16 protein-coding genes are annotated in these 17,165 nt (G+C 59.2%); 6 read left to right on the forward strand and 10 right to left on the reverse strand.

What is annotated here, in order from left to right:
- Positions 1-150 precede the first annotated feature (150 nt).
- The 3 genes from EDE09_RS15895 (at position 151) to EDE09_RS15905 (ending at position 3,192) form a co-directional block, all read left to right on the forward strand.
- Complete coding sequence (locus EDE09_RS15895; protein WP_105370863.1) at positions 151-1,104, forward strand: GAF domain-containing protein; 954 nt, start codon at positions 151-153, stop codon at positions 1,102-1,104.
- A gap of 141 nt (positions 1,105-1,245) precedes the next feature.
- On the forward strand, positions 1,246-2,754 hold the full coding sequence (gene adh, locus EDE09_RS15900) for an aldehyde dehydrogenase (protein WP_105370864.1): 1,509 nt from the start codon (positions 1,246-1,248) through the stop codon (positions 2,752-2,754).
- A gap of 69 nt (positions 2,755-2,823) precedes the next feature.
- Positions 2,824-3,192: a DUF779 domain-containing protein gene (locus tag EDE09_RS15905; protein ID WP_105370865.1), complete on the forward strand. Its 369-nt coding sequence runs from the start codon at positions 2,824-2,826 to the stop codon at positions 3,190-3,192.
- A gap of 54 nt (positions 3,193-3,246) precedes the next feature.
- Here the strand turns inward: EDE09_RS15905 and EDE09_RS15910 are convergent, their stop codons facing one another.
- Genes EDE09_RS15910 through EDE09_RS15925 form a run of 4 tightly spaced genes read right to left on the reverse strand, consistent with a single transcriptional unit; the run spans position 3,247 to position 7,355 of the window.
- A complete protein-coding gene (locus EDE09_RS15910; RefSeq protein WP_105370866.1) occupies positions 3,247-3,999 on the reverse strand; it encodes an ABC transporter ATP-binding protein in 753 nt (250 codons plus the stop codon).
- Positions 3,993-5,060 (reverse strand): iron ABC transporter permease, encoded by a 1,068-nt coding sequence (locus EDE09_RS15915; protein ID WP_105370867.1) that lies wholly within the window; start codon positions 5,058-5,060, stop codon positions 3,993-3,995. Before EDE09_RS15915 ends, EDE09_RS15910 begins: the two co-directional genes overlap by 7 nt.
- The gene (locus tag EDE09_RS15920) at positions 5,060-6,196 is read right to left on the reverse strand and encodes an ABC transporter substrate-binding protein (RefSeq protein ID WP_105370868.1); all 1,137 of its coding nucleotides are present in this window, start codon (positions 6,194-6,196) and stop codon (positions 5,060-5,062) included. Before EDE09_RS15920 ends, EDE09_RS15915 begins: the two co-directional genes overlap by 1 nt.
- Positions 6,197-6,254: 58 nt before the next feature.
- Positions 6,255-7,355, reverse strand: a complete 1,101-nt coding sequence (locus tag EDE09_RS15925; RefSeq protein ID WP_245422775.1) for an ABC transporter substrate-binding protein — start codon at positions 7,353-7,355, stop codon at positions 6,255-6,257.
- 158 nt (positions 7,356-7,513) lie between these two features.
- On the opposite strand from EDE09_RS15925, the gene EDE09_RS15930 reads away from it, so the two are divergent.
- The gene (locus tag EDE09_RS15930; RefSeq protein WP_105370869.1) at positions 7,514-8,326 is read left to right on the forward strand and encodes a class I SAM-dependent methyltransferase; all 813 of its coding nucleotides are present in this window, start codon (positions 7,514-7,516) and stop codon (positions 8,324-8,326) included.
- 43 nt (positions 8,327-8,369) lie between these two features.
- Here EDE09_RS15930 and EDE09_RS15935 read toward each other — a convergent pair whose 3' ends face one another.
- The 5 genes from EDE09_RS15935 to EDE09_RS15955 form a co-directional block, all read right to left on the reverse strand.
- Positions 8,370-9,287, reverse strand: coding sequence for an SMP-30/gluconolactonase/LRE family protein (locus tag EDE09_RS15935; protein ID WP_105370870.1), 918 nt, complete (start codon positions 9,285-9,287; stop codon positions 8,370-8,372).
- 20 nt (positions 9,288-9,307) lie between these two features.
- Positions 9,308-10,255, reverse strand: a complete 948-nt coding sequence (locus EDE09_RS15940; RefSeq protein WP_105370871.1) for an ABC transporter permease — start codon at positions 10,253-10,255, stop codon at positions 9,308-9,310.
- A complete protein-coding gene (locus EDE09_RS15945; RefSeq protein WP_105370872.1) occupies positions 10,252-11,193 on the reverse strand; it encodes an ABC transporter permease in 942 nt (313 codons plus the stop codon). The genes EDE09_RS15940 and EDE09_RS15945 overlap by 4 nt, the downstream gene beginning before the upstream one ends.
- Positions 11,190-12,653: a sugar ABC transporter ATP-binding protein gene (locus EDE09_RS15950; RefSeq protein WP_105371045.1), complete on the reverse strand. Its 1,464-nt coding sequence runs from the start codon at positions 12,651-12,653 to the stop codon at positions 11,190-11,192. Before EDE09_RS15950 ends, EDE09_RS15945 begins: the two co-directional genes overlap by 4 nt.
- Before the next feature lie 91 nt (positions 12,654-12,744).
- Positions 12,745-13,761, reverse strand: coding sequence for an ABC transporter substrate-binding protein (locus EDE09_RS15955; RefSeq protein ID WP_112800843.1), 1,017 nt, complete (start codon positions 13,759-13,761; stop codon positions 12,745-12,747).
- Positions 13,762-13,999: 238 nt separating this feature from the next.
- Between EDE09_RS15955 and EDE09_RS15960 the strand changes: the two genes are divergently transcribed.
- Positions 14,000-15,232: a sensor histidine kinase gene (locus EDE09_RS15960; protein WP_105370874.1), complete on the forward strand. Its 1,233-nt coding sequence runs from the start codon at positions 14,000-14,002 to the stop codon at positions 15,230-15,232.
- Between the two features lies 1 nt (position 15,233).
- Complete coding sequence (locus EDE09_RS15965) at positions 15,234-15,950, forward strand: response regulator transcription factor (protein ID WP_132411600.1); 717 nt, start codon at positions 15,234-15,236, stop codon at positions 15,948-15,950.
- A gap of 64 nt (positions 15,951-16,014) precedes the next feature.
- Here EDE09_RS15965 and EDE09_RS15970 read toward each other — a convergent pair whose 3' ends face one another.
- On the reverse strand, positions 16,015-17,037 hold the full coding sequence (locus EDE09_RS15970) for an LLM class flavin-dependent oxidoreductase (protein WP_105370876.1): 1,023 nt from the start codon (positions 17,035-17,037) through the stop codon (positions 16,015-16,017).
- Between the last annotated feature and the right edge of the window lie 128 nt (positions 17,038-17,165).

Genomic DNA, 17,165 nt, shown 5'->3' on the forward strand with positions numbered 1-17,165 from the left:
TCACTGAGAACCTGCTCGGCTCCCCGTTTTCGTTCGAGTCCGATTTGTCATACTTACTTTTCGCAAAAGCCAAGTCTTCTTAGACCTTAGGCCAGTTGCGGCGCCATGCTTTTAAAACGAGAATGAGGCACCGTTCGGTGGGAGGAGCCGATGCAAGAGCATGTCACGCATGCAGATCAGGTCTATGTGTCCGCGCAATCGGCTGCCGCCAGCTCGCGCGTTGTGGCCTCCTGGCGACGCTGCATGACGGTCCACCGTCTCGCGCCCGAAGAAAAAAGGTTGCCTCTCCGCCTGACGGAGCAGGAATTGCGCCTGGTGCGCGCGCAATCGCAAGAACTGATTGCCCAGGCGGTAGATGAACTGGATCTATTGTTCCAAACCGTCGGCAAGGCCGGATGTTGCCTGCTCCTGACCGACCACGAGGGCATAGCGCTTGAAAGGCGCGGCGTCGCCGCCGACGACAAGGAATTTCACGACATTGGCTTGTGGCCTGGTTCGATCTGGACCGAAGCCAGCATCGGCACGAACGGCATCGGCACGGCGATTGCCGATGATCGGGCCGTGTCCATCATTCGCGACCAGCATTTTTTCAGTTCCACAATCAACCTCAGCTGCACGACCGCCCCGATCCGCGATTCACGTGGCCAATTGGCCGGAGCACTGGACGTCTCGACTTGCCGCGACGACCTCAATGAGACCACCCTCTCGATCATTTCGCAGACCGTCCGCGATACGGCCATGCGGATCGAACTTAACCTCTTCCGTCACGCTTTTGCGGGAGCCCGTTTCGTCGTGCTTCCAACTCCGACCGGCACGATGTCCGCGCTGCTTGCTGTCGACAAGAGCGACATGGTGCTTGGCGCCACCCGGACGGCGCGCTCCGCTCTTGAACTCGATGACGAGCGCATAGATGCGGGCATCTGCGCAGCCGACCTTCTTGGCGAAGGCGTAGGCGCCGAGCGGCAGGACTTGAGGGAGGCCGAGCGTGCAGCTCTCCTACGCGCCTTATCCAGGGCTAATGGAAACGTGACCCAGGCTGCTCTTTCCCTCGGGATGAGCCGGGCGACGCTGCACCGGAAGATCAACAGGTTCGGTTTGCACTGATTGCTGCAGATTGCCTGACGATCTGTCGCAGATTTGCGACACTGTGCACTGCGGTATGATGTTCCGCCTCTGTCACATCTACGGAAAGAAAGGCAGATTCTCTTTCGGTTCGGGATGAACCTGTTATCCTGGGAGGATCAGATGCTGCATCAGAAAATTATCGAATCTCCGTTCAAGCTTAAATACGGCAATTACATCGGTGGCGAATGGCGGGAGCCGATTAGCGGTCGGTATTTCGACAATATCACGCCTGTCACGGGTGGAACGATTTGCGAGATCCCGCGCTCGGACGAGAAGGACATCAATGCGGCCCTCGATGCCGCCCATGCCGCCAAGGACAAGTGGGGGCGCACCTCGACCACGGAACGCGCCAACATCCTGATGAAGATGGCGCAGCGTATGGAGGACAAGCTTGAGGTTCTGGCCCAGGCGGAAAGCTGGGACAACGGCAAGCCGATCCGTGAGACCATGGCAGCCGACATTCCCCTTGCCATCGACCATTTCCGCTACTTTGCCTCTTGCATTCGGGCGCAGGAAGGTTCGATCGGCGAGATCGATCACGATACGGTTGCTTATCATTTCCACGAGCCACTGGGCGTCGTCGGCCAGATCATTCCATGGAATTTCCCGATCCTGATGGCGGCATGGAAACTTGCTCCGGCACTTGCCGCCGGCAACTGCGTCGTCCTCAAGCCTGCCGAACAGACACCGGCATCGATCCTCGTATGGGCGGAGATCGTCGGCGACCTTCTGCCTCCTGGCGTACTCAACATCGTCAACGGTTTTGGGCTTGAAGCGGGGAAACCACTCGCCACCAGCAACCGGATCGCCAAGATTGCCTTCACCGGCGAAACGTCGACCGGCCGGCTCATCATGCAATATGCCAGCCAGAACCTGATTCCGGTCACGCTCGAACTCGGCGGCAAGTCGCCCAACATCTTCTTTGCCGATGTCATGGCCGAAGACGACGACTTTCTCGACAAAGCGCTTGAAGGCTTTGCCATGTTCGCGTTGAACCAGGGCGAGGTCTGCACCTGCCCGAGCCGCGCGCTGGTCCAGGAATCGATCTACGATCGTTTCATGGAAAAGGCCATCAAACGCGTTGAAGCGATCAAACAGGGAAATCCCCTCGATGCCGCGACGATGATCGGAGCCCAGGCATCCAACGAGCAGTTGGAAAAGATTCTTGCCTATCTCGATATCGGCAGACAGGAGGGGGCTGAGGTGCTGACCGGTGGCGGGCGCAATGATCTCGGCGGCGACCTCGCAGGCGGCTATTATGTAAAGCCGACGATCTTCCGGGGCCACAACAAGATGCGCATCTTCCAGGAGGAAATCTTTGGTCCGGTCGTGTCGGTCACGACGTTCAAGGATGAAAAGGAAGCTCTGGAAATTGCCAATGACACTCTCTACGGTCTTGGCGCCGGTGTGTGGACCCGCGATGGTATGCGTGCCTACCATTTTGGCCGGGAGATCCAGGCGGGACGTGTCTGGACCAATTGCTACCACGCCTATCCCGCCCATGCTGCCTTCGGTGGTTACAAGCAGTCAGGCATCGGCCGCGAGACGCACAAGATGATGCTCGATCACTACCAGCAGACCAAGAACATGCTGGTGAGCTATAGCCCGAAGGCGCTCGGCTTCTTCTGAGCGTCTTTCAATCGTCGGGAGCCCCATCCTTTTGGGGCTCTCCTTTCTGCGGCGCGGAGGGAAAGAAAGATGGCCGAGTCAGAGAACGAAGCGCCGGTTCTGGCGACGCAGCAGGCCCTCGATCTCATTTTGGAGATCCAGCAGGATCACCCCGATATCCTGTTTCATCAGTCGGGCGGTTGTTGCGATGGATCGTCCCCCATGTGCTATCCCAAGAGCGAGTTTCGTATCGGCGAAAACGACGTACGGCTTGGCGAAATCGGCGGCGTGCCTTTCTATATCAGCGGCGGCCAGTACGAAGCCTGGAAGCACACCCAATTGATCATCGACGTCGTCCAGGGCCGCGGGGGCATGTTCTCGCTTGATAACGGCCGGGAACGACGCTTCCTCACCCGCTCAAGAATACGCGGCGGCGAGAGCTGCCCGATTTTTCGGTAAATGCACCCCATCTCAAGACGACGGGTGGGCAGCTGCGTCGCGGTGGGATCGGCCTCAGGCAGTGCCGTCAACAATCACCAGTGGGCGCCCATGCGTACAGGTTTCGATACGGGCGCTCACCCGGTAGACGTCACTCAGGAGCGATGCGGTAATGACCTCCGCTGTAGGCCCGTTGGCTACGAGCCGGCCGTCGGCGACGACCATGGTATGATCGCAGTATCGCATGGCGTGGTTGAGATCATGCAGTGCGATCAACACGGCAATCCCGCTTTTTCGCGCAAGCCCGCGCATATACTGCAGCACTTCGATCTGCCGGAAGAGATCGAGCGCCGAAGTGGGTTCGTCCATCAGAAGAACCTGCGGCTTGCGCACCAGGGCCTGTGCGATCGCAACCAGCTGGCGCTGTCCACCTGAAAGAGCGCCGAGATCGCGAAATGCCAGGTCCGTGATGCCGAGCGAATGAAGGATCTCGTCTATGCCGTGGAGATCCTGATCGGCAACGCGCCAGCCCGAGCCCTGCTTTGCGGCAAGCAGCACGGATTCGTAGACGGTCAGGACCGCGTTGGCGCCTGTATCCTGGGGCATATAGCAGACCGGCCGCGACAAGGCCTCCTCTCCGCTGACTTCGACGACGCCGTCGCCTTTGAGCAGGCCGGCGATTCGCTTGAACAGGGTGGATTTACCGGCGGCGTTCGGTCCGATCACGGCGGTCAAATGACCCCCTTCGATAGGTCCGGTGGTAATGTCGGCGAAGATGTGAGTGCGACCATAGCGCGCTCCGACGCCGGAAAGCTCGATGCTTACCATGCGCGCCTCCTGTTGGTGAAGATCAGTGAGAAGAAGAAGGGCACGCCGACGAGGGCCGTGATAACGCCGATCGGCAAAATGGCGCCCGGGATCAGCACTTTTGATACGACCGAAGTTGCCGAAAGCAACAAGGCCCCGCAGATGGCGGAACCCGGCAGAAAGAACCGCTGATCCTCACCAACGAGCATACGCGCGATATGCGGGCCGACCAGTCCCACAAAGCCGATGGTACCCACAAAGGAAACCGGAATGGCTGCAAGCAGGCTCACAAGCATCATCGTCTCCAAACGGAGCCTTCTGACGCTGACGCCGAAGGAGGAGGCTTTCTCGTCGCCGAGCCTAAGCGCCGTCAGTGCCCAGGCATTGCGGGCAAACAGTGGAATGACGACGACCAGTATCGCTCCGGTGACGGCGACCTTGCTCCACGTGGCCTTGGTGAGCGAGCCCATGGTCCAGAAGACCACGGCGGCAAGCGCCTGTTCGGATGCGAGATATTCGAGCAGCGACAGAAGTGCATTGAAGGTAAAGACCAGAGCGATGCCGAGCAGAACGATTGTCTCGACGGTAACGCCTCTGAGTGTCGACACGCCGTAGATGAAGAGCGAGGCGGCCATCGCCATTAGGAAGGCGTTGATGGGAACCATGTACTGTACGGCCGCCGGAAAGACCGCGACACCCGCAACGAGGCCCAGAGCTGCGCCGAAGCCGGCTGCGGCAGAAATTCCCAGCGTGAAGGGGCTGGCGAGGGGATTGGCGAGGATCGTCTGCATCTGCGCGCCGGCGACCGAGAGGCAGGCGCCTACGGTCACAGCCATCAACGCGATCGGCATGCGGATATCCCAGATCACGACACGAAGCTGGTTCGGTACTGTGCCTGGCGTGAAGATCGCAGCCAGTACCTCACCCAATGAATATCGGGCTGGACCGAGGCCGATATCGATGGCGATGCTAAGCGCGAGCGCCGCCAGCAGACAGCAGAGGATCAAGATTCTCCGCGCAGCAAGGCTCCGGTAGCGCCGGCCCCCTTCGACAACAGATTGCTGCTGAATCAAGACGGCCATCAGTTCAGTCCTTTTTCCAGCGAGACGAAATAGCCGGGCTTGTAGGTGACAGGCAGGAATTTCTGGTGAAACTCAATGAAAGTCGCTTCCGGATCGAGATCGGCAAACAGTTCCGGATGGAACCACTTGGCGAATTGCTGGATCGGAATGAACTCGTAGGGCGCGCCGTAGAATTGGTGCCAGACGGCATGAACCTGCCCGGTTCTGACGGCTTTCACCTCGGGAAAGGGGGTTCGCTTCATCAGGTTGGCGAGACGTTCGCGCGCAGCTTTGAGATCGGCACCTCGGCCGACCGCGACAAATTGATTGATGTCGGATTCGGCGGCCCAGTTGGAACCGGTGACGATGACCTGGTCCGGATCGGAGACGATCAGTTGCTCGGGATTGAGATCGCCGAAGGTCGTCCCGATGATCCCGTCCGCAATATTCTGGCCCCCCGCCTGATCGACCATGGCACCGAAATTATAGGGACCGAATGTGCGGCAGCACCTGTCTTCGCCGGAAATGCCCGGAGACCGTTCGATGAATACTTTCGGACGCTTCAGATCCTTGACGACCGCCAGACGATCGGTGACGCGGGCGATCTGGGCTTTGCGATAGGTCTTAAAGGTTTCGGCCTTGTCGCTCGCTCCGAACAACTTGCCCAGTATGTCGATTGAGCGTTCCGTATTCTTGTCTGGATCGATGCGGAAATCGAGATAGACGACCTTGATGCCGGCTGCGGCCGCCTTGTCTTCGAAGCCGCTCTCCTTGGCCACCTTGGCGGCTTCGAGATTTAAGGTGATGACATCCGGGGAAAGAGTGATCGCGGTTTCAAGGTCGAAATTGCCCTGGGGCACATAACCGAACTGCGGCAGATTGGCGATTTCGGGGAAGCGTTCGACATAGGCCTGATAGCTGTCGGGATCCTTCTTCAAGAGATCGTCGCGCCAGCCGACGATCGTGTCGAAGGTTCTATCTCCGCGCAAGGCGGCAATCACATGGACCTGGCGCGCTTCTCCGACGATCACGCGTTTGGCAGGTAAGTCGATATCGACCGTTCTGCCGGCGACGTCAGTGATTTCAACAGCAAGAGCCGAGCTGGCCAGAAACGGAAACAGGACGACAAGCGCCCGAATAAACCATGTGATGATCATTACTCTATCCTTTGGCGGCCGGCGGTTGGCACCGCCGGCCCCTTGGGTTTACCAAATATCAGAGGCCCGCCTTCAGCGACGCGAAATAGCCGGGGTTGTAGGCGACCGGCAGGAAACGTTCGTGCAGCTGCTTGAAGGTTGCATCCGCATCGAGATCGGCAAACAGTTCGGGATGCAGCCATTTGGCGATCTGCTGCACAGCAACAAACTGATACGGGCTGTTGTAGAACTGGTGCCAGATGGCATGCACATTGCCGTTTGCCGCTGCCTTGATGCCGGTAAAGGCGGGCCGCTTCATCAGTGCAGCGAGCTTTTCTTGAGCTTTTGCTTTGTCGGCGCCCGGACCAACGCCTACCCAGGCGCCGCCGGGAACGTAAAGCTCCCAATTCGACCCTGTCACGATCACCTGATCGGGATTGGAGGCGATGATTTGCTCGGGATTAACCGTGCCGAAGGTGCCCGGAATGATGCTCTTCGCCATGTTGGTTCCACCGGCGAGTTCCACCATGCGGCCGAAATTCTCGTTGCCGAAAGACATGCAGCAATCGTCCGAATAGCCGCCGGCGCGCTCGATAAAGACAACCGGCTTCTTCAGATCGGTTGTTTTTTCGAGCTTGTCCGTTACTCGGGCAATCTGCTCGTCGTGGAATTTGACGAATTCCTCAGCGCGCTCTTCCTTGCCAAACAACTTGCCGATGATACGCATGGAATCATCGGTGTTTTCCATGGGCTTTTCCCGGAAGTCGATGTAGACGAGCGGGATGCCGACCTTGGCGAGCTTTTCGATATAGCCGCTTTCCTCGGTGGCTGATTTTGCCTCGGTGTTCATAATGATCACGTCCGGCTTCAGTGCGACGGCCTGTTCGATGTCGAACGTGCCATCCTTCATGCCCCCGAAGGTGGGGATCTTTGCCATCTGCGGAAACTTGCTCAGATAGATATTGTAGCCGTCGAGATCGGCCTTCTTGAAATCGTCGCGCCAGCCGACGACGCGTTTGAAGGGTTCATCGGTATCGAGAGCAGCCGTGAAGTAGATCTGCCGGCCTTCGCCCAGGATCACGCGCTCGACCGGCACGCTCACCTCGACCTCGCGGCCGGAGATGTCTGTGACCTTGATCTTTTCGGCAGCCGTGGCAATCGTTGGCAAAACTGCAAGCATAACCGTGGCGGCACCGGCCGCCATCTTGAGCTTCAACACGGGGTTCCTCTCCTGTGTAGGTGTTAATAACGGCGATTTATGTTTTCATGACTTTATCCGTCAAGAAATATCTTTTAGAAGTCTTCCAATCTAATTCGACTCGTCCAAGAGATTTCGCGATGCTCAACCAGACTGCCCTGCATAACCATGACCTGCGTGATGAAATCAAAGCCTATTGGTCCCTGAGAGCCGAGACCTTCGATACGCAGCCTGGACATGAGATTTTTTCGGAGGAGGAGCGGGCAGCGTGGCACGCGCTTCTGCGTAAGCATCTCGGAGACGGTAGGGGCAAAGTCGCGCTAGATCTTGCTTGTGGAACCGCAGTCGTCTCGCATCTGATGGACGACCTCGGCTTCAAGGTGACCGGGATGGATTGGTCCGAAGCCATGCTGGAGCGGGCGAGGGCCAAAGCCAAGACCCGAGGCCGGCAGATCCGCTTCCTGGTCGGTGATGCTGAGCGCACCATGGAAGCCGACGAGACCTATGACGTGGTCATCAACCGTCATCTCGTCTGGACGCTTGTCGATCCCCTGGCCTGCTTTCGTGAATGGCATAGGGTTCTGAAGCCGTCCGGCAAGCTGTTGATCATCGACGGTGACTTCGTCAATCCGAGTCTGGTATCGCGTTTGGCGAAGAAGTTGTCGGTGTGGCTGGCGAAGGCGGGCTTCGGCGAGAGCGGGCAGCAGAATGGCCCTCACACGGCGGAGCTGACACAGACGCACCAGAGCATTCTGTCGCGGGTCCATTTTTCGCAAGGGGCTCGGGCCGATGCAGTCGTGGATCTGCTCAGGCAAGCGGGTTTCGAGAAGATTACCGTCGATACAGGTTTGGGAGCGATCCACCGAAGCCAACGCAAGAATTTCAGCTTTTTGAAAGGGCTCGAGCGGGCTACCCAGCACCGTTACGCGATTTGTGCCGAAAAGCTGGGTTGACCCGCAGGCGAGAACCTCCCGCTGCAACAAGGCGGCCGAGTAGTCAGCCCAGAGTCACGCCATTCGTCGCCACGAAGACGGAGTAGACGGATGTGGTGGCGGTAATAAAGAGCCTGTTGCGACGGGGGCCGCCGAAGGTGAGATTGGCGACCGTCTGCGGCACCAGGATCTTGCCGAGCAGGGTTCCTTCGGGAGAGAAACAATGGACGCCGTCGCCGGCACTGGTCCACAGATTGCCCTGCACGTCGATGCGAAAGCCGTCGGGCAGGCCGTTATCGAGACTGCAAAAGACCCTTCCGTTCGCGACGGTCATCTCCCCGACAACGTCAAAGACGCGGATGTGGCGCGGCGCGGTCAGGTCGTGGCTTGAAGCGGAATCGGCGACATAGAGCCTGGTTTCATCGGGCGAAAAGGCGAGCCCGTTGGGCTGGCCGAAGTCGGTTATCACGGCTTCGAGCGCGCCGGTTTCCGGATCCAGCCGATAGACGTTGCGGGTAGCTTGCTCGGGTTCTGCTCGATAGCCTTCATAGTCGGACTTGATGCCGTAGGTAGGGTCGGTAAACCAGATACTGCCGTCGGAGCGGACCACGACGTCATTGGGGGAGTTCAACCGCTTGCCCTGATAACGGTCTGCCAGAATGGTGAGCGTGCCGTCGACCTCCGTCCGCACCACGCGTCGGCCGCCGTGTTCGCAGGATATCAGCCGGCCTTGGCGGTCGCGCGTATTGCCGTTGACGAAATTGGAAGGGAAACGGAAAACCGAAACACCGCCGTCTGGCACCCAGCGCAACATGCGCTGGTTGGGAATATCGCTCCAGATCAGGCAGTTGAGGTCGGCGAACCAAACAGGCCCCTCCGCCCAACGGCATTCGCCGTAAAGTTCCTCCAGTCCGGCACTGGCCACGATCAGCTGCCGAAAGCGTTCGTCGTGAATTTCATAGATCGACAATTTTTGGAGCATGGCTACTGTCCGATTGGGGTTCATCGGGTGGATCGGCGTCCGCCGGCCACGAGGATGACGGCGATGATGATGAGGCCGGTGAGGATGAGACGGAAACCTGCGCCGAAGCCATAGGTATTCAGCATCGATACAACGAGGAACATGAAGAGCGAGGCTCCCCAGATCCCGGGAATATTGGAATTCCCCCCGGCCACCGCGGTTCCGCCGATCACGACGACAGCAATCGACATGAGGAGGTATTCCGTCCCCATATTGAGAGCGGCACCGCCGGAGAAACTGGCAAGCAGATAGCCGCAAAGAGAGGCGAGCACAGCGCAAAGAATGTAGGTTACGAGCCGCGTGCCATCGACCGGAATGCCGGCCATGCGCGCGGCAGGCATGCTCTGACCGACTGCGGAAATCCAGCGCCCGTAAATGGTCTTTTCCAAGAGCAGCCACGCGACGGCCGAGAGGATCAGAGCCACGAGCGCGACATTCGGGATGCCGAAAAGGCTGGATGTGGTAAAGCTTGCAAGCATTTCCGGCGGCTTGATGCGCAGGCCGCGATTGGCCCATATGGCCGTCGACTGGACGATAAAACTCATCGACAGGGTTGCGATGATCGGTGGAATTCTCAAAAGTTTGATCAGCGCGTAATTGCCCAGCCCGATAATGGAGCCAAGTCCGACGGATAGGATGAGACCAACCAGGATCATGCTGTCCTGCACATCCATCAGTTTCAATGCCAGCGTGCCCGAAAGCGTCATCGTGGCCGGCACGGACAGGTCGATATTGCCCGGCCCCAGAGTGATGACGAACATTTGGCCGATGCCGACGACGACGGAGAACGCGGCAAAGGTCAAAGCCGCCTGAGACAATCCGAGCGAGCTGGCTCCACCGGTGAAAAGCACCGTGATGATCCAGACGGCGGCCGTTGCTGCGAAGGACCAGATCCAAGGCTTGGCGAGGAGCAGTCGATGTGCATTCATCGGCTTTTCTCCCGCTTTTCCAACCGGTTCAGGAACAGACGCATCGCCAGAACGATGATCAGGATCGCGCCCTGAGCGCCGATCTGCCAGTCCGGCGAAATCCGCATGAAGGAGAGGAACGAGCCGGCAAGTGCCAGCGTCAACGCGCCGATGACGGCTCCGATCGGCGAAACCTTGCCGCCGACGAATTCGCCGCCGCCGAGGATAACGCCGGCGATGGAAAGCAGCGTGTAGCGAAGCGCGATATTGGCGTCCGCCGAGGTCGTCAGGCCGACGAGCGCAATCCCTGACAGCACCGCGAAGAGGCCTGCGAGTCCATAGGCGGCGGCCCGCACCTTGATGACGGACCAGCCGGCGCGTTCCACCGAGCGGACATTGCCGCCCACCCCGCGGATGAGCACGCCGAAGGACGATCGCATGATGAGGAAATGGGTTATGAGAGCGATCACCACGCTGGCGACGATTGCCATCGGGACGAACGGGGGCTTCGACGTCATCAGCCAGCGTGCCCATCCCGGGGCGGCGCCGCCGGGCGACGGCAAGATTAACACCGCAAGGCCGCCCCAGACGAAGCTCATGCCGAGCGTCACGACGATTGCTGGAAGTTCGCGGACATAGATGATGACGCCGATCGCTGCGTAAGCGGCGATCGCGCCCAAGAATATCAGCATACCGGTTCCCGGTGAGGCCTGCAGGAAGGTGGCTGTGACACAGGCGCAGAAGCTGACGAACGTGCCCATCGACAGATCGAGGTCGTTGACCGCCATGATGAGCATCTGCGCAACCGTCGCGAGCGCAATCGGGACGGCGAGATTGAAGAGCAGGTTGAGCCCGGTATAGCTCATGGCACGCGGCTGCATATAAAACACGGCTGCCAGCAGAACCGACAGCGAGGCCGCCGGGATGATCAGCCGAACGGTGCCAGAGGAAATTTTCATGCCGCTTCTCCAGCGCTGAATGAGGCGGCGAGCACGTTCTTTTCGGTGATCTCGTCACCGGTGAGTTCGGCGACGATCGCTCCCTCGCGAAAGACATAGACCCGGTCGCAAAGGCGAATCTCGTCCATTTCCGTGGAATACCAGATGAAGGTCCGGCCCGAAGCGGCCTCGGAACGAAGAATTTGATAGACCTCCTGCTTGGTCCCGATGTCCACACCACGCATCGGGTCGTCCATCAGCACGGTTCTCGCCGTGGTGGCGAGCGCGCGCGCAAACAGGACTTTCTGCTGATTGCCGCCGGACAGCGACAAGATTCGGTTTTCCAGGTCCGGAGTACGGATCTCGATGCGGTTCTTCCAGCCGAGGCCCAGTCTGCTTTCGCGCGCATTGTCGATGAGCATGCGTGAGGAAAGATCCTGCAGGGAAGCGATGCTGAGGTTCTTCAGGATGCTCCAGAGCGGGAAGGTACCGTTGAGGCCGCGGTCTCCCGCGACGAAGGCAAGTTCGCCCCCGCGCCCCGGCCACCAATTGCTGTTGCGTGAGAGGTAGAGGTCGAGAAGTGCTTCGGTCTGACCATGGCCGCCAAGGCCTGCGAGTCCCACGATTTCGCCGCGATGGGCCTCAAAGGCGAGCCCGCGTCCACGCCGGGGCGGCATCGAAAGTACAGGCGAACCCGACCTTGCGGCGGCCGAGCGCAGGTATTCCTGTTCGCGCACGACATTGCCCATGGCTTCGACAAGGCTCCGGGAATTCATTTCCGAGGCCTGACGATCAGCGACAACGCGACCGTCCTTCATCACCACGATACGATCTGCGGTCGACAGGATTTCACCAAGAATGTGCGAGATCAGCAAAACCGCGCCGCCGCCTGCAACAAAACGTCGAATATAGGCCATCATCTGCGCGGCAAGCCCTGCGTCCAGCGAGGACGTTGGCTCATCCAGAATGACTAGTTTCGGCGGAGCGCCAAGCCCCGCAAAGCTGATGGCAATTTCAACCATCTGGCGTTCGGCAATCGAAAGATCGTCCACGGTGCTGTCGCAATCGATCAGATGGCCGGGAAAGATGTCCTGAAGCTGCCTTTTTACGAGTGCCAAGGCGCGGCTGCGCCAATCCCAGCCTTTCAGGTCTGGATGCATGATCCTGACGTTTTCGTTGACGGTGAGGTTGGGGCAGAGCGAAAGTTCCTGGAAGACGCACCGCACGCCATTGGCCCGCGCCGCCGAAATTCCGTGCGCGCCGGTTTTGCCGCCATAGCTAACGACGCCTTCCTGAGGCGAGAGGCCGCCATTGATGACGTTGACGATGGTCGATTTGCCGGCCCCGTTATGGCCGACGAGACCGACGCATTCGCCGGCCTGGATAACAAGATCGACGCCGTCGAGCGCTTTGACGGCACCGAAGGCGACCTTGATGCCGCGGGCGGCTACCACCTCGTTTTTCATTGGGTCTGCAGTCATGAAGGCTCGTGTTTGTGGCGCGGCCGAGAGGCCGCCGAGATAGGATTGGCGGAGCGGATGGCCCGCCAACCGTATCGGCTCTCTCTAACCGTCACTTCGCGGCGCTGATCACCTTCTGGGCGTCCTCAAGCGAATATTCGACATTCGCTACACCGCCCTTCTGGGTTTTGGAAAGGTTCGCCTCGAGGTTATCCTGGTCGATGCGCAGGAAGGGCACGACGAGGTCCTTTTTGACGTCCTTGCCGTCGAGGATCTGCTGGGCGACCCAGAAAGCCAGGGTCGAGACGCCGGGGGCGATCGAGACGGACATCGTCTCGTAGCTGTTCTTGTCCTTCTGTTGTTTCCACCAGACAAGTTCGTCCTCGCGGTTCCCCATGACAATCGTTGGGGTCGGCCGCTTGGCCGCCGCAAAGGCTTGGGCGGCGCCATAGCCGTCCCCGCCCTGGGTCACGACAGCGGCGATTTCCGGAAGGCTCGGGAGGATGCCGGCAACGGCGCGTTGAGCCACATCCTGAGCCCAGTCGCCATTAACGGATCCGACGATCTTGAACTGCGGATTTTTCTGGACGCCAGCTTGAATGCCCGCGTGAATTTCATCGTCGACCGAAACCCCCGCAAGACCCCTGATCTCCAGCAGGTTTCCACCCTTCGGCAGTTTTTTCGCAAGGTATTCGACCTGGCTTTCGCCCATCGCCTTGAAATCTACCGCAATCCGCCAGGCGCAAGGCTCGGTGACGATGCCATCGAAGGAAACGACGGTGATACCTGCGTCGCAAGCTTCCTTGATCGCGCCATTCAGAGCGGTCGGGGAGGCCGCGTTCACGACGATGGCGTCATAGCCCTGCAGGATGAGGTTCTGGATCTGCGCAGCCTGTTCGGTTGCCTGGTTTTCAGCTGTCGTGAAAGGATCGGCTGCTGCGACGATACCTTTGGCAACGGCCTCCTTGGTGATCTTGTCCCAGCTCGTCAGCATGGCTTGCCGCCATGAGTTGCCGGCATAGTTGTTAGACAGTGCAATCTTTTTGTCGGCGGTGTCTGCGACCGCGGAAAGTGGGATTGCGATGCAGGCTGTGGCGACAGATGCAAACAGCATCTTCCTGATGATCATGATTTCCTCCCTAGTCCCGACGGGCTCATCTCCGGCCGCTCCTCAACGGTTTGCGGAGATAGTGAAAGCGCTGAGGCCCGGTTGCTCAGTAGATCGAGAATGAGGAAAAATACCGGTGTTGTACAGGCGCATCCAAGCAATCTGTTTGCGGATATTCGCGCAAAATATGCGGGTTTCCGCAGGACAAAGGTGTAAAGCAGGCGCTTAATTGCAAAAGGACTTGGGAGGAGGTCCAGGCATGCTCAATCCGGCGCGAGAATCGCTGTTCGACCGTTATCTCGGGATTTCGCGGCTGCTCGCGGGCCAGCTCGATTTTCATTCCATCATCCAGGCCGTGGCTGCCGAGATCAGCCACATCATCCCGCACGACCATCTCGATGTGTGCATCAAGATGGTCGACGGCAAATATCACATTGCCTATGAAAGCGGTCTTGAAACCGCCTGGAGCAAACACCCGCCGGCTCTCTTGACCGGCAGCCCGATACGCAGCCTTCTATCGGGCGAGGTGGATTTTCTTCTTTCGCCGGATGCCTGCACAGATCCGAGATTTCATTTTGAGGGTGCCTTTTCGAGCCCGATCGTCGAACTGTCGCTGCGCAGCCGACTGCACGTGCCTCTCAAGGTGCAGGGAGATATTATCGGCGCACTGAGCTGCTCCAGCCATTCCCATGACTGTTACACCATGGAGGATGTCGAGAACGCCCGCTCGATTGCCGACTTGCTGGCCCCCTATTTCTTTGCGCTGCGGGCCGCCGAGCAAGCGAAACGCTCGGCCATCGTGGAGGCTGAAGCCCGGGCTCGCGAGGAGGGGCTGAGACTCGGTGCGTTGAAGCTTACCGAGGCCTTGGAGGCGGAGCGGCAGCGCATCGGCATGGACCTGCACGACCAGACGCTCGCCGACCTGACGCGGCTTGCCCGACGCATGGAACGGCTGAGCGGGCAGGCAGAGCTGCCCGGGGAAAGTTTGGAGCCCCTGTCTCGAGCGCTGCAGCAGTGCATGCATGATCTGCGACAAATTATCGAAGAGGCAAAACCCACGGTTCTGCAGCTCTTCGGCGTCGCGGAAGCGATCGAAAACCATCTCGATCGTTCGGCGCGAGAAAGCGGCCTGTCGATCCAATGGCGGATGGTGGACGAAAGCAATGGTGCGCTCGACGCCCTGGGCCAAACGGTGGCGACGGCGCTGTTTCGTATCGTGCAGGAGGCCGTCAATAATGCCATCCGCCATGCCCAGCCGGAGGTCATCCTCGTGCATATAAGAAATCTGAACGGCACTTTGTCCATCGAGGTTATCGATGACGGTAGCGGCTTGATGTCCTCCCGCAATCCGGGAGGCCACGGAATTGACAATATGAAGACGCGCGCCCGTCTCATCGCTGCAAGATTTGAGATCGGTCAGAACGACTCAGGCCCCGGCACCTTCGTGAAGGTCCAATTGCCTCTCGGCCGCAAACGAATACGGGATCATTAAAATGAGGGTTTTGATCGTTGAAGACGACCCGTTGCACCGTTCTTATCTGCATGAAGCGGTTCGTGCGGCGCTGCCGGAATGCGACATGGTCGTCGAGGCGGAAAGCGGCCAGAGCGGTGAGATTGAAGCTCGCAAGGCGCGCGTGGAACATGTCGTCATGGATCTGCAGATGAGCGAGCGCAACGGGATCGAAGCTGCCCGCACCATCTGGCGCGAAAGACCCGACACCAAAATTCTCTTCTGGTCCAATTATTCGGATGAAGCCTATGTACGCGGCGTCTCGCGGATCGTACCGGAAGGGGCGACTTACGGTTATGTGCTGAAATCGGCCTCGGATGAACGGCTGAAACTGGCGCTTCGAAGTGTGTTTGTCGAATCCCAATGTGTCATCGACCGCGAAGTGAGGGGCATCCAGCAAAAGAGCCTGGGCAATGCTCACGGACTGACCGATGCGGAATACGAGATCCTCGTGGATGTGGCACTCGGCCTGACCGACAAGGCGATTGCCCAACGCAAGAGACTTTCTTTGCGCAGCGTCCAGAACAGGCTGCAGCAGCTTTACGAAAAGCTCGAAGTCTATGATCTGCCGGACGACGGCATGGAAGGCTGGTACAACCTGCGCATGCGTGCCGTCGCAGTTGCGCTACTCCGCAAAGTCCTGAATTCCAGCGCGTTGGAACGCGCCGAGCGGGAGCTGCAGGACCGCAGCGGCTCCTGACTCGGCTGCGGCCTTGTCTTTCACGACGACGGTCGTGGATTACCCAAGCTGTAGAAGCCGATGCTTATCGCCATCCCAGCGCCGGGGCCACGTGCGAGAGAATAGCTTCGATCACGTGGGCGTTGTAGTCGACGCCGAGCTGATTGGGCACGGTCAACAACAGCGTGTCGGCTTCCGCAATCGCCTCGTCCCTCGCCAGTTGCTCGATCAGAACCTCCGGTTCGGCGGCGTAGCTGCGACCGAAAATCGCCCGGGTCTTCTCGTCGATGAAGCCGATCTGATCCTGGCCGTCGTCTCCATGGCCGAAATAGGCGCGGTCGCGATCGTCCACCAGCGCGAAAATGCTGCGGCTGACTGATACCCGCGGCTCGCGCTCATGACCGGCGGCTTTCCATGCCTCCCGGAAGACGCGGATTTGAGCGGCTTGCTGGATATGAAAGGGCTCCCCCGTCTCGTCGTTCTTGAGTGTCGAGCTCTGAAGGTTCATCCCCAGCTCTGCCGCCCATTGAGCCGTCGCATTGGAACTTGCGCCCCACCAGATACGCTCGCGCAATCCCTCGGAATGCGGCTCCAAGCGTAGCGGGCCTGGAGGATTGGGGAACATCGGCCGCGGATTGGGCTTGGCAAAACCTTCGCCGCGCAGAACGTCGAGGAATACTTGCGTATGATGCCTCGCCATCTCCGCGTCGGTCTGTCCCTCGGGCGGCACATAACCGAAATAACGCCAACCATCGATCACCTGCTCCGGCGAACCGCGGCTGATGCCAAGTTGCAAGCGGCCGCCGGCGATGATGTCGGCGGCACCTGCGTCTTCAGCCATGTAGAGGGGATTTTCATAACGCATGTCGATCACCGCGGTGCCGATCTCGATACGACTGGTTTTGGCACCGACGGCCGCCAGCAAAGGGAAAGGCGAGGCGAGCTGGCGGGCAAAATGATGAACGCGGAAATAGGCTCCGTCGGCCCCCAGTTCCTCCGCGGCAACCGCCAGATCAATGGACTGCAAGAGTGCGTCGCTGGCGGAGCGCGTTTGTGATTGGGGCGACGGCGTCCAATGGCCGAAGGACAGAAAACCGATCTTTTTCATGACGAGTTTGCCTTACCTGACGATGAGTCATGCCTTATGGCACAGAATGATCACCAAGGCAGGGGCAAAACATTTGTGTGCGCGGGCCATCCTGCACTTGAGACGGCGACGCAGACACCGATGTTGGA

It is taken from the genome of Neorhizobium sp. S3-V5DH (assembly GCF_004343065.1).
Classification (GTDB): Bacteria; Pseudomonadota; Alphaproteobacteria; order Rhizobiales; family Rhizobiaceae; genus Neorhizobium; species Neorhizobium huautlense.

Coding starts and splice junctions, on each gene's coding strand:
- EDE09_RS15895 (WP_105370863.1), top strand. CDS start 151: ATGCAAGAGCATGTCACGCATGCAGATCAGGTCTATGTGTCCGCGCAA.
- adh (WP_105370864.1), top strand. CDS start 1,246: ATGCTGCATCAGAAAATTATCGAATCTCCGTTCAAGCTTAAATACGGC.
- EDE09_RS15905 (WP_105370865.1), top strand. CDS start 2,824: ATGGCCGAGTCAGAGAACGAAGCGCCGGTTCTGGCGACGCAGCAGGCC.
- EDE09_RS15910 (WP_105370866.1), bottom strand. CDS start 3,999: ATGGTAAGCATCGAGCTTTCCGGCGTCGGAGCGCGCTATGGTCGCACT.
- EDE09_RS15915 (WP_105370867.1), bottom strand. CDS start 5,060: ATGGCCGTCTTGATTCAGCAGCAATCTGTTGTCGAAGGGGGCCGGCGC.
- EDE09_RS15920 (WP_105370868.1), bottom strand. CDS start 6,196: ATGATCATCACATGGTTTATTCGGGCGCTTGTCGTCCTGTTTCCGTTT.
- EDE09_RS15925 (WP_245422775.1), bottom strand. CDS start 7,355: ATGCTTGCAGTTTTGCCAACGATTGCCACGGCTGCCGAAAAGATCAAG.
- EDE09_RS15930 (WP_105370869.1), top strand. CDS start 7,514: ATGCTCAACCAGACTGCCCTGCATAACCATGACCTGCGTGATGAAATC.
- EDE09_RS15935 (WP_105370870.1), bottom strand. CDS start 9,287: ATGCTCCAAAAATTGTCGATCTATGAAATTCACGACGAACGCTTTCGG.
- EDE09_RS15940 (WP_105370871.1), bottom strand. CDS start 10,255: ATGAATGCACATCGACTGCTCCTCGCCAAGCCTTGGATCTGGTCCTTC.
- EDE09_RS15945 (WP_105370872.1), bottom strand. CDS start 11,193: ATGAAAATTTCCTCTGGCACCGTTCGGCTGATCATCCCGGCGGCCTCG.
- EDE09_RS15950 (WP_105371045.1), bottom strand. CDS start 12,653: ATGACTGCAGACCCAATGAAAAACGAGGTGGTAGCCGCCCGCGGCATC.
- EDE09_RS15955 (WP_112800843.1), bottom strand. CDS start 13,761: ATGATCATCAGGAAGATGCTGTTTGCATCTGTCGCCACAGCCTGCATC.
- EDE09_RS15960 (WP_105370874.1), top strand. CDS start 14,000: ATGCTCAATCCGGCGCGAGAATCGCTGTTCGACCGTTATCTCGGGATT.
- EDE09_RS15965 (WP_132411600.1), top strand. CDS start 15,234: ATGAGGGTTTTGATCGTTGAAGACGACCCGTTGCACCGTTCTTATCTG.
- EDE09_RS15970 (WP_105370876.1), bottom strand. CDS start 17,037: ATGAAAAAGATCGGTTTTCTGTCCTTCGGCCATTGGACGCCGTCGCCC.